This is a genomic window from Pseudomonas sp. R3-52-08 (assembly GCF_003851745.1).
Classification (GTDB): Bacteria; Pseudomonadota; Gammaproteobacteria; order Pseudomonadales; family Pseudomonadaceae; genus Aquipseudomonas.
Window position 1 is genome coordinate 2,868,432 of the sequence record NZ_CP027730.1, and the last position, 11,619, is coordinate 2,880,050.

At 60.2% G+C, this 11,619-nt stretch carries 11 protein-coding genes; 3 read left to right on the forward strand and 8 right to left on the reverse strand.

From position 1 onward, the window contains the following. Position 1 precedes the first annotated feature (1 nt). The 8 genes from C4J91_RS13100 to gloB form a co-directional block, all read right to left on the reverse strand. Positions 2-1,021: an ABC transporter permease gene (locus C4J91_RS13100; RefSeq protein WP_124362721.1), complete on the reverse strand. Its 1,020-nt coding sequence runs from the start codon at positions 1,019-1,021 to the stop codon at positions 2-4. A gap of 1 nt (position 1,022) precedes the next feature. Next, on the reverse strand, positions 1,023-2,096 hold the full coding sequence (locus C4J91_RS13105) for a microcin C ABC transporter permease YejB (RefSeq protein ID WP_124362722.1): 1,074 nt from the start codon (positions 2,094-2,096) through the stop codon (positions 1,023-1,025). Then, positions 2,097-3,935 carry an extracellular solute-binding protein gene (locus C4J91_RS13110; protein WP_124362723.1) on the reverse strand — a complete coding sequence of 613 codons (1,839 nt, stop codon included), beginning with the start codon at positions 3,933-3,935 and terminating at the stop codon, positions 2,097-2,099. It lies immediately after the preceding gene. After that, a complete protein-coding gene (locus C4J91_RS13115) occupies positions 3,932-5,761 on the reverse strand; it encodes an extracellular solute-binding protein (RefSeq protein WP_124362724.1) in 1,830 nt (609 codons plus the stop codon). The genes C4J91_RS13110 and C4J91_RS13115 overlap by 4 nt, the downstream gene beginning before the upstream one ends. Positions 5,762-5,909: 148 nt before the next feature. Then, a complete protein-coding gene (locus C4J91_RS13120) occupies positions 5,910-6,752 on the reverse strand; it encodes an IS3 family transposase (protein ID WP_305955271.1) in 843 nt (280 codons plus the stop codon). Beyond that, positions 6,749-7,057, reverse strand: coding sequence for a transposase (locus C4J91_RS27775; RefSeq protein WP_256681590.1), 309 nt, complete (start codon positions 7,055-7,057; stop codon positions 6,749-6,751). Before C4J91_RS27775 ends, C4J91_RS13120 begins: the two co-directional genes overlap by 4 nt. A 171-nt stretch (positions 7,058-7,228) precedes the next feature. Further along, positions 7,229-8,629: a transglycosylase SLT domain-containing protein gene (locus tag C4J91_RS13125; protein ID WP_124362725.1), complete on the reverse strand. Its 1,401-nt coding sequence runs from the start codon at positions 8,627-8,629 to the stop codon at positions 7,229-7,231. A gap of 98 nt (positions 8,630-8,727) precedes the next feature. Continuing rightward, entirely contained in the window at positions 8,728-9,495 is a 768-nt protein-coding gene (gene gloB, locus C4J91_RS13130) for a hydroxyacylglutathione hydrolase (protein ID WP_124362726.1), read from the reverse strand. A gap of 65 nt (positions 9,496-9,560) precedes the next feature. Here gloB and C4J91_RS13135 point away from each other — a divergent pair, with 65 nt between their 5' ends. From C4J91_RS13135 to dnaQ, 3 genes are all read left to right on the forward strand, one after another. Next, positions 9,561-10,319, forward strand: coding sequence for a class I SAM-dependent methyltransferase (locus tag C4J91_RS13135; protein ID WP_124362727.1), 759 nt, complete (start codon positions 9,561-9,563; stop codon positions 10,317-10,319). Between the two features lie 29 nt (positions 10,320-10,348). Beyond that, a complete protein-coding gene (gene rnhA, locus C4J91_RS13140; RefSeq protein WP_057725161.1) occupies positions 10,349-10,801 on the forward strand; it encodes a ribonuclease HI in 453 nt (150 codons plus the stop codon). Between the two features lie 70 nt (positions 10,802-10,871). After that, entirely contained in the window at positions 10,872-11,612 is a 741-nt protein-coding gene (gene dnaQ, locus C4J91_RS13145) for a DNA polymerase III subunit epsilon (protein ID WP_164484583.1), read from the forward strand. Positions 11,613-11,619 lie beyond the last annotated feature (7 nt).

Below are 11,619 nucleotides of genomic sequence, written 5' to 3' on the forward strand. Positions count from 1 at the left end.
CTCATTTCCTCGGGTCGAAGGCATCGCGAGCGGACTCGCCGATAAACACCAGCAGGCTCAACATGATCGCCAGCACGGCAAACGCGCTCATGCCCAGCCACGGCGCTTGCAGGTTGGATTTGCCCTGGGCCACCAGTTCGCCCAATGACGGCGAGCCGGCCGGCAGGCCGAAGCCCAGGAAGTCCAGGGCGGTGAGGGTGCCGATGGCGCCGGTGAGGATGAACGGCATGAAGGTCATGGTCGAGACCATCGCATTGGGCAGGATATGGCGGAACATGATCGCGCCGTTCTGCATGCCCAGCGCACGGGCCGCGCGCACGTACTCCAGGTTGCGCCCGCGCAGGAACTCGGCGCGCACCACGTCCACCAGGCTCATCCACGAGAACAGCAGCATGATGCCCAGCAGCCACCAGAAATTGGGCTGCACGAAGCTGGCGAGAATGATCAGCAGGTACAGCACCGGCAACCCGGACCAGATCTCCAGGAAACGTTGCCCGGCCAGGTCCACCCAACCGCCGTAAAAACCCTGCAGGGCGCCGGCGATCACGCCGATGATTGAGCTGAGCACGGTCAGCGTCAGCGCAAACAGCACCGACACGCGAAAACCGTAGATGACCCGCGCCAGTACATCGCGGCCCTGGTCATCGGTGCCCAGCAGGTTGACGCTGGACGGCGGCGCCGGGGCCGGCACTTTGAGGTCGTAGTTGATGCTCTGGTAGCTGAACGGGATCGGTGCCCATAAGGTCCAGGCGTCCTTGGCCTTGAGCAATTCCTGGATATACGGGCTCTTGTAATTGGCTTCCAGGGGGAACTCGCCGCCGAAGGTGGTCTCCGGGTAGCGCTTGAGCGCCGGGAAGTACCAGTCACCGTCGAAGTGCACGGCCAGCGGTTTGTCGTTGGCGATCAACTCGGCGCCCAGGCTCAGCCCGAACAGGATCAGGAACAGCCACAGCGACCACCAGCCACGCTTGTTCGCCTTGAACCGCTCGAACCGGCGGCGATTGAGGGGGGACAGGTTCATCTCAATGCTCCCGGCTGGCGAAGTCGATACGCGGATCGACCAGGGTGTAGGTGAGGTCACCGATCAGTTTCACGATCAGCCCCAGCAGCGTGAAGATAAACAGCGTGCCGAACACCACCGGATAGTCGCGGTTGATCGCCGCTTCAAAGCTCATCAGGCCGAGGCCGTCGAGGGAGAAGATCACTTCCACCAGTAAGGACCCGGTAAAGAAGATGCCGATGAAGGCCGAGGGAAAACCGGCGATCACCAGCAACATCGCGTTGCGGAACACATGGCCGTAGAGCACGCGGTGGTTGGTCAGGCCCTTGGCCTTGGCGGTGACCACGTACTGTTTGTTGATCTCGTCGAGAAAGCTGTTCTTGGTCAGCAGGGTCATGGTGGCGAAGTTACCGATTACCAGGGCGGTCACGGGCAGGGCCAGGTGCCAGAAGTAATCGAGCACCTTGGCGCCCCAACTCAATTCGTCGAAGTTGTTGGACGTCAGCCCGCGCAAGGGGAACCAGTCCAGGTAACTGCCGCCGGCAAACACCACGATCAACAGAATGGCGAACAGGAACGCCGGGATCGCATAGCCGACGATGATTGCCGAACTGGTCCACACATCGAAATGGCTGCCGTGGCGCGTAGCCTTGGCGATGCCCAGGGGGATCGACACCAGGTACATGATCAGGGTGCTCCATAGCCCGAGGGAAATGGACACCGGCATCTTTTCCTTGATCAGGTCGATGACCTTGGCATCACGGAAAAAACTGTCGCCGAAATCCAGCCGGGCATAGTTCTTGACCATGATCCACAGGCGTTCCGGCGCCGACTTGTCGAAGCCGTACATTTTCTCGATTTCCTTGATCAGCGCCGGGTCCAGCCCCTGGGCGCCGCGATAGCTGGAACCGGCCACCGCGACTTCGGCGCCGCCACCGGCGATACGGCTGGTGGCGCCGTCAAAGCCTTCGAGCTTGGCGATCATCTGTTCCACCGGCCCGCCGGGGGCGGCTTGGATGATCACGAAGTTGATCAGCAGAATGCCGAACAGCGTGGGGATGATCAGCAACAGGCGACGAACAATATAGGCCAGCATTCAATCGCCTCCGCTCGCCGCTTCGGCGCTTTGTGTGGTGTCCAGGGGGATCGCCGGTTTGACGTCGGGTTTGGCCCACCAGGTGGCGGTGCCGACGTCATAGCGCGGCGAGACTTGCGGATGGCCGAGGTGGTCCCAATACGCCACACGGAAGGTCTTGATGTGCCAGTTGGGGATTACGTAGTAACCAAACTGCAGCACGCGGTCCAGCGCCCTGGCGTGGGCGATCAGACTTTTGCGCGAGTCGGCGTCGATCAACTGCTCGACCAACTGGTCGACGGCCGGGTCTTTCAGGCCCATGTAGTTGCGGCTGCCGGGTTTGTCGGCGCTGGACGACTTCCAGAACTCACGCTGCTCATTACCCGGCGAGGTGGATTGCGGAAAGCTGCCCACCAGCATGTCGAAATCCCGCGAGCGCAGGCGGTTGATGAACTGCGACACGTCAACCCGGCGAATCACCAGGTCGATGCCCAGGTCGGCCAGGTTGCGCTTGAACGGCAGCAGGATGCGCTCGAATTCGGTTTGGGCCAGCAGGAATTCAAGGGTGACCGGTTTGCCGGTGGTGTCGACCATCTTGTCGTCGACGATCTTCCAGCCGGCCTCTTGCAACAGCTGATACGCCTCGCGCTGCTGCGCACGGATCATGCCGCTACCGTCGGTTTTGGAGGGCTCGAAGGACTGGGTGAAGACTTCGGCAGGGATCTTGTCGCGCAGGGGCTCGAGAATCGCCAGTTCATCCGGGCCGGGTAAACCGGTGGCGGCCATTTCCGAGTTTTCGAAGTAACTGCGCGTGCGGGTATAGGCGCCATTGAACAACTGTTTGTTGCTCCATTCGAAATCCAGCAACAGGCTGATGGCCTTGCGCACCCGGACATCCTGAAACATCGGTTTGCGCGTATTGAACACGAAACCCTGCATACCGGTGGGATTGCCGTTGGGGATTTCTTCTTTGATCAAGCGGCCCTCGGCTACCGCCGGAATGTTGTAGGCGTTGGCCCAGTTTTTCGCGCTGAACTCCAGCCAATAATCGAACTGCCCGGCTTTCAGGGCTTCCAGGGACACGGTGCTGTCGCGGTAATAGTCAGTGATGCGGTTATCGAAATTGTAGAAACCCTTGGCGACCGGCAGGTCCTTGGCCCAGTAGTCCTTGACCCGCTCGTAGCGAATCATGCGCCCGGCCTTGACCTCAGCCACCTTGTACGGGCCACTGCCCAGCGGAATTTCCAGGTTGCCCTTGGAAAAGTCCCGGCTGGCCCACCAATGTTTAGGCAGTACCGGCAATTGCCCGAGGATCAGTGGCAGCTCACGGTTGTTGGTGCGCTTGAATTTGAACAGCACCCGCAACGGGTCCTCGGCGACCACTTCATCCACGTCGGCGTAGTAAGTGCGGTAGAGCGGGGTGCCATCCTTGATCAGGGTCTGGAAGGTGAACACCACGTCTTCGGCGCGGATCGGGTGACCATCATGGAAGCGTGCCTCGGGCCGCAGATAGAAGCGCACCCAACTGTTGTCCGGCGCCTTTTCGATCTTGCCGGCCACCAGGCCGTATTCGGTGATGGGCTCGTCCAGGCTCTGCATGGCCAGCGTGTCGTAGATCAACGGCAGATTGTCTGCGGGCACGCCTTTGCTGATGTAGGGGTTGAGGCTGTCAAAGCCGCCCATGGCCGACTCGCGGAAGGTGCCGCCCTTGGGGGCGTCGGGGTTCACATAGTCAAAATGCTTGAAATCGGCGGGATACTTGGGCGGCTCGTTATACAACGTCAACGCATGTTGCGGGGCGGCCTGGGCCGCGCTGCACAGCAACAGGCTGGCGAATAGAGTACTGCGCAAAGACATCATTGGGCTTTCTCCGAAGCTTTCAGCCACCATGCGCTCAAGCCCAGGCTGTAGGGCGGCGTGGTGACAAACGCGAACCGGTTGCGGTACGCCAGGCGATGATAGTTGAGGTACCAATTGGGAATGCTGTAGTGCTGCCACAGCAGCACCCGGTCCAGGGCGCGGCCGGCGGCCAGTTGTTCTTCGCGGGTCTGGGCCGCGAGCAGTTGTTCCAGCAGGTGGTCGACCACGGGGTTGGCGATGCCGGCGTAATTCTTGCTGCCCTTGATGGCAGCCTGGCTGGAATGGAAGTACTGCCACTGTTCCAGCCCTGGGCTGAGGGTCTGGTTGAGGGTGACCAGGATCATGTCGAAGTCGAACTGGTCGAGGCGCTGCTTGTACTGCGCACGGTCAACGGTGCGCAGGTGCGCGTCGATGCCGATACTGATCAGGTTCTCGACATAGGGCTGCAGGATGCGCTCCAGATTCGGGTTGACCAGCAGGATTTCCAGGCGCAGCGGTTGCCCATCCTGGTTCAACAGGCGTTGGCCGGACAGCTTCCAGCCGGCCTCGCCGAGCAGGCCCAGGGCGCGGCGCAGGGTGTCGCGGGGGATGCCGCGACCGTCGGTCTGCGGCAGGCTGAAGGCCTGGGTAAACAGCCTGGCCGGCAGTTGGTCGCGGTAGGGCGAGAGCATCAGCCACTCGTGACCGACCGGAACGCCGGTGGCGGAAAATTCGCTGTTGGGGTAGTAACTCAAGGCGCGTTTGTAGGCATTGCTGAACAGGGTGCGGTTGGTCCATTCGAAGTCGAACATCAACCCCAGGGCTTCGCGCACCTTGGTCTGGCTGAAGGCCGGGCGCCGGGTGTTGATGAACAGGCCCTGGCTCTGAGTGGGGATGCGGTGGGCGATCTGCGCCTTGATAACCTCGCCGCGGTTCACCGCCGGGAAGTGGTAGCCGGTGTCCCAGTTCTTGGCCTGGTGTTCGATATAAATGTCGAATTCGCCCGCCTTGAAGGCTTCAAAGGCGACGTCGCTGTCGCGGTAGAACTCCACCTCCACCTTGTTGTAGTTATACAAACCCTGGTTGACCGGCAGGTTCTTGCCCCAGTAATCCTTGACCCGTTCGAACACCAGCTGGCGGCCGGGGGTGACCTTGCTGATGCGGTACGGCCCGCTGCCCAGTGGCGGCTCGAAGGTGGTGGCCTTGAAGTCGCGGTTCTTCCAGTAATGCTGTGGCAGCACGGGCAACTCGCCCAGGCGCAGGATCAGCAGCGGGTTGCCGGCGCGCTTGAACACAAAACGAATGCGATGGCGATTGAGGATGTCGACCCGTGCCACTTCCTGCAGGTTGGTGCGGTATTGCGGGTGGCCTTCGGTCAATAGAGTCCGGTAGGAAAACGCCACGTCATCGGCGGTAATCGGCGTGCCATCGTGAAAACGTGCCTCATGGCGCAGGTTGAACACCACCCAGCTGCGGTCCTCGCTGTATTCCACCGATTGGGCAATCAGGCCGTAGCTGGACGTCGGCTCATCGCCGGAAGGGGCGTACTGGCCGGTGCCGACCATCAGCGGTTCGTTCAGCTCGTTGACGCCGTACTGCAGGAAGTTACCGGTGGAAACCGGGCTGGTGCCCTTGAAGGTATAAGGGTTGAGGGTGTCGAACGTGCCAAAGGCCATCACCCGCAGTGTCCCGCCTTTCGGCGCTGCAGGGTTTACCCAATCGTAATGGGTGAATTTGGCCGGGTACTTGAGTGTGCCGAACTGCGCGTAACCGTGGCTCTCGGTAATCGTCGCGTTCGCAGCAAAGCTCAAGGCCAGACTTATTAGTAGAAGGAGGGAACGCTTCAAGTCAGAGATCCGATCCGGGCGGCTTGGGCTTTATGATCGGTACAGTAACAGCTTGTTCCGGATGGAAAAAGGCTGCTGAGAGCACTGAAGATCCAATGTGGGAGGGGGCTTGTTCTGGTCAAGTTTTTCCGGACACCGATTACGGTGATCAAGCCGCCTCCTGCTCCATGGCTATTGGCGACAGGTAGTTGTTGTAGCTGTGCAGCCTGATCCGGTTGTATCGCATGAAGAAGCAAGTCATATCCTGCTTGGCTTCTTCAACTGTCGTATAGCCTTTGGTGGGCACCCACTCTGATTTGAGCGTCCCGAAGAAACGCTCTGTTGGCGCGTTGTCCCAGCACTGCCCCCTACGGCTCATGCTTTGCGTTATCCCATGCCCCAGCAGCTCGGATTGAAAGAGCTGGCTGGTGTATTGGCAGCCTTGATCCGAATGAAACATCAAGCCTGCATGTTTGCCTCGAACCTCCACCGCCATTCTCAGCGCCTTGCTAACCAGGTTGGCGTCATTGATCAGAGAAAACGCCCAGCCAACGATTCGGCGGGCGAACAGATCAATGACCGCTGCCAAGTGATACCAGCGTTTCCCAACCATCAGGCTGGTAACGTCGCCGCACCAGACTTGATTAATTGCGGTTGGCTCGAAGTTACGCTCAAGCAAGTTCTTGGCCACAAACGCTTCGACGCCTCTAGAACGATACTGATGGCGGCGGCGCTGTTTGCTGGCCAGATTTGCCTCCGCCATGAGCTTTGCAACTAAATACCGTCCCACCTTGATCTGCTGGGCTTTCAAGTGCTGAGAAATCATCCGCGCGCCTGCACTTTCCCGGCTTTCGACATGCAATTGCACGACTTTTGCTCTAAGCGCGTCACGCTCGGCATTCGGCGCTGAGCGACGCTTGATCCAGTCATAAAACGCGCTACGAGAAACGCCTAGCGCACTGCAAAGCAGGCTGGTCGGATATGAACTCGACTCCCTCAGTTCCTCGATCAGGAAAAACGATCGGGATCCGACATCAAGAGAGCCGTAGCCTTTTTTAAGATTTCAGCCTCAGTCTCCAGGCGCTTGACCTTGGCTCGTAGCTGTTGAAGCTCTCGCTGTTCGTCGCTGATAGCCTTGGTACCTGCCACTGGCTGCCCTTTGTGACGCTCTTTACGAACCTGATCCACCCAGCGGCGCAGAGCCGTAGGGCCAACGGCCATGGATGCACAGACGTCGGGAACTGAGCAGTTATCATCAAGAACCATGCTTGCAGCACGTTGCTTGAACTCGCGGGTATAGGTCTTTCGCTGTTGCATGGAACCTCCTGATTGGGCGAATCATATCGCCCTTAAGAGGTGTCCGGGATCATTAGGCCAGAACAGCTTGCCCCCGATAGCTTTGTGCCAGTCACTACATAGGCTAACTGACCCACCGCTATCGGGAGCAAGCCCCCTCCCACATTAGGTTCCCCGGTGTACTTCAGGCCTTTATCTTGGCCCGGAAACCACCAGCATCTGCCCGGGCTTCAGCGCCTGGCCGGTGCGTGGGTTCCAACGCTTGAGATGTTGCATCTCGACGTTGAAGCGCTTGGCGACCATGTACAGCGAGTCGCCTTTCTTGACCTTGTACTGCACCGGTTTGGTCGCGGCGGCTTTACGCGTGTCCTGCATCACCAGGGTCTGGCCGACCTTGAGCGCCTGGCCGTTGAGCTTGTTCCAGCGCTGCAGGTCATGCACATCGACCTTGTTGGCCTTGGCGATCAGTGTGAGGTTGTCGCCAGTGCGCACCTTGTAGCTGCGGGTACGCCCAGCCACCGCCTTGGTCTCGACTTCGTCGAACACCGGCTTTTTCGGGCGCATGCTCAACAATTCTTCCGGCTTCATCGTCGACAGGGTGCTGGTGAGCAGTTGCGCCTTGGAGGTGGGCACCAGCAAATGCTGGGGGCCGTCCAGGGTGGTGCGTTGTTTCAGGGCCGGGTTGAGCTGGAACAGCTCGTCTTCATCGATTTCCGCCAGCGCGGCGACCCGGGACAGGTCCATGCTTTGCTTGACTTCAACCACTTCGAAATACGGCGTGTTGGCAATCGGGTTGAGGTTGACGCCATACGCCTCGGGGGCCAGCACCACCTGGGACAACGCCAGGAATTTGGGCACGTAGTCCTTGGTTTCCTGGGGCAGCGGCAGGTTCCAGTAGTCCGTCGGCAGGCCGAGCTTCTCGTTGCGCTCGATGGCACGGCTCACCGTGCCTTCACCGGCATTGTAGGCCGCCAGGGCCAGCAGCCAGTCGCCGTTGAACATGTCGTGCAGACGGGTCAGGTAGTCCAGTGCGGCGGTGGTGGAGGCGGTGATATCGCGGCGACCGTCGTAGGCGCGGGTCTGGCGCAGGTTGAAGTAGCGCCCGGTGGACGGAATGAACTGCCACAAGCCGACCGCATCGCTGCGCGAATAGGCCATCGGGTTGTAGGCACTTTCAATCACTGGCAGCAGCGCCAGCTCCAGGGGCATATTGCGTTCTTCAAGGCGCTCGACGATGTAATGAATGTAGAGGCTGCCGCGTTCGCCGGCGTTCTCCAGGAAGGACGGGTTGCTGGCGAACCACAGGCGTTGTTGCTCGATGCGCGGGTTGACCCCTACGCCGTCCTGCAATTGAAAGCCCCGACGCATGCGTTCCCAGACATCCTGGGGCACTTCGGGGCTAGGCTTCTCTGAGAGCCAAATAGGTTTTTGCTTGATCTTGGCAGCAAGATTGGGTTTGGGTTGCACGGTGGATTGTGCAGCGTAATGAGTCGATTGGCAGCCCGCCAGAGTTGCGGAAACGGCCACCGCCACGGCTTGAGCCAGGCGGGTCAATGCGTCTGAAGAAATGGATTTACGAATAGATGACGACATTGGCTGGAAGTAAGTTCCGGGCAAAAATGTCGGGCGATTCTAGAAAGCGCTTCGGTTCCGGTCAACCATTCAGAAATTACGTATCAGATTGCGTCCGCTTAGAACTTATCTTTCCAAGCCCTCAAGCTAGCAAACACCTCGGCCCCAGAGCGGTTGTCGCGTCCGTTCCGTTCGTCCGCTTTTTGTTTAACGGATGTTTCAGAGGTGCGTAGAAAAGGGTTGGTGCGTTTTTCCAGGGCCAGGTTGGACGGCAGCGTCATCTCGCCACGGGCACGCAATTGAGCGACTTCCGCGACCCGTTCAGCGATGTCGGCATTATCCGGTTCCACGGCTTGGGCAAACTTGAGGTTACTTTGTGTGTATTCGTGGGTGCAGTACACCAGGGTGTCGGCAGGCAGGGCAGCCAGGCGTTCCAGGGACGCGTGCATCTGTTGCGGCGTGCCTTCGAACAGGCGACCGCAACCGGCGGCAAACAGGGTGTCGCCACACAGCAGCACGCCTTGATGGTAATAAGCGATGTGGCCAAGGGTGTGGCCGGGCACTGCATACACATCGAAATCCCAGCCGAGCACGGTGATGCGGTCGTTGTCCTGCAAGTCGACGTCCCGTGCCGGGATTTTCTCGTTCGCGGGGCCATACACCCTGGCGCCGGTGACCGTCTTGAGTTGCTCGACGCCGCCGACGTGGTCATGGTGATGGTGGGTGACCAGGATATCGCTGAGGGTCCAGGCCGGGTTCTGCTTGAGCCAGGCGAGCACCGGCGCGGCGTCACCGGGGTCGACCACGGCGCAACGGTGGGTTTGCTCATCCTGTAACAACCAGATGTAGTTATCGGTGAAGGCGGGCAGGGCACTGATCTGTATCATTCTTCGATTCGCCAAGCTGAACACATTGGTGCATCTTAGAACGTCTAGGCGAGTTGGAGAATGCAATGACTGATAAAGCGTTCGCCCAGGCCGATCCTGAGTGGCTGGCCCTGATCGGTGCAGCCCGCGAATGGTTGTCCGGGCCGCTTGGGCAATTTCTGCTGGATGAAGAGCGGCGCATGCTCGATGACGAGCTGGGCCGGTTCTTTGGTGGCTACCTGGTGCATTACGGCCCGTCGGCCGAAACGCCGCCGTGCGCACCGCAGGTACAACGCAATGTACGCCTGGGGGCGCCGTTGCCGGGCGTGGAAATCGTCTGCGAGGAGCAGGCCTGGCCGTTGAGCGAACACGCCGCCGATGTGGTGGTATTGCAGCATGGCCTGGATTTTTGCCTGTCTCCCCATGGCTTGTTGCGCGAAGCCGCCAGCAGCGTGCGTCCCGGTGGCCATTTGCTGATTGTCGGCATCAACCCCTGGAGCAGTTGGGGCCTGCGCCACGCGTTTGCCCAGGACGGCCTGCGCCAGGCGCGCTGCATCGCACCTTCACGGGTGGGCGACTGGCTGAACCTGCTGGGCTTCGCGCTGGAGAAACGCCGCTTCGGGTGCTATCGTCCGCCGCTTGCGTCCGCCAAATGGCAGGGGCGCCTCGCCGGCTGGGAACGCCGCGCAGGTGCCTGGCAACTGTCGGGTGGGGGCTTCTATTTATTAGTGGCGCGCAAGATCGCGGTCGGGCTGCGGCCGGTGCAGCAAGTGCGCCGCGAACCGCTCGCCAAGCTGGTGCCGATGCCCCTGGCCAAGGTCAACCGCGAACAGCGCGAACCGTAAAACCTCTTTTGATTCAGGCTCAATAACCGATGACCGATAGCGTAGAACTCTTCACCGATGGCGCCTGCAAGGGCAACCCCGGCCCCGGCGGCTGGGGCGCATTGCTGGTGTGCAAGGGCGTGGAGAAGGAGTTGTGGGGCGGCGAAGCCAACACCACCAACAACCGCATGGAGCTGATGGGCGCCATTCGCGGCTTGGAAGAGCTCAAGCGGCGCTGCAACGTCCTGCTGGTGACCGATTCGCAATATGTAATGAAGGGCATCAACGAGTGGATGGTCAACTGGAAGAAGCGCGGCTGGAAAACGGCGTCCAAGGAACCGGTCAAGAATGCCGACCTGTGGCAATTGCTCGATGAGCAATGCAACCGGCATGACATCACCTGGAAATGGGTGCGTGGGCATATCGGTCATCCCGGCAATGAACGGGCCGACCAACTCGCCAACAGGGGCGTGGATGAAGTGCGCGGCTACAAGCAGAGCTGAAGCCTGCTGACGTGTTAACATCGCGCCCTTTGACTCACCCCACACCGTTGAGAGCTGAACCCTGATGGCCATCCGATCCGTTGTACTCGATACCGAAACCACCGGCATGCCGGTGACCGATGGTCACCGGATCATCGAAATCGGCTGTGTCGAACTGATGGGCCGCCGTCTGACCGGTCGTCACTTTCACGTCTACCTGCAACCGGACCGCGACAGTGACGAAGGCGCGATCGGCGTCCACGGCATCACCGACGAGTTCCTCAAGGGCAAGCCGCGCTTTGCCGAAGTGGCCGATGAGTTTTTCGAGTTCATCAACGGCGCCCAACTGATCATTCATAACGCGGCGTTCGACGTCGGCTTCATCAATAATGAATTTTCCCTGATGGGGCAGATGGATCGAGCGGATATTTCCCAGCACTGCTCGATCCTCGACACCTTGATGATGGCCCGCGAGCGTCACCCGGGCCAACGCAACAGCCTCGATGCCTTGTGCAAACGTTACGGCGTGGACAACTCCGGCCGTGAACTGCACGGCGCCTTGCTCGACTCCGAGATTCTGGCTGAGGTCTATCTGGCCATGACCGGTGGGCAGACCAGCCTGTCGCTGGCCGGTAATGCCACCGATGGCAACGGTTCGGCGGAAGGCTCGGGCAATCGTCCCTCGGAGATCCGTCGCCTGCCGGCTGATCGCAGGCCTACGGCTATCATCCGTGCCAGCGAGCAGGATCTGGCCGAGCATGCCGCACGATTGGACGCGATCGCCAAGGCAGCCGGTGCGCCAGCGTTGTGGACTCAATTGACCCAACAATGATCCTGGT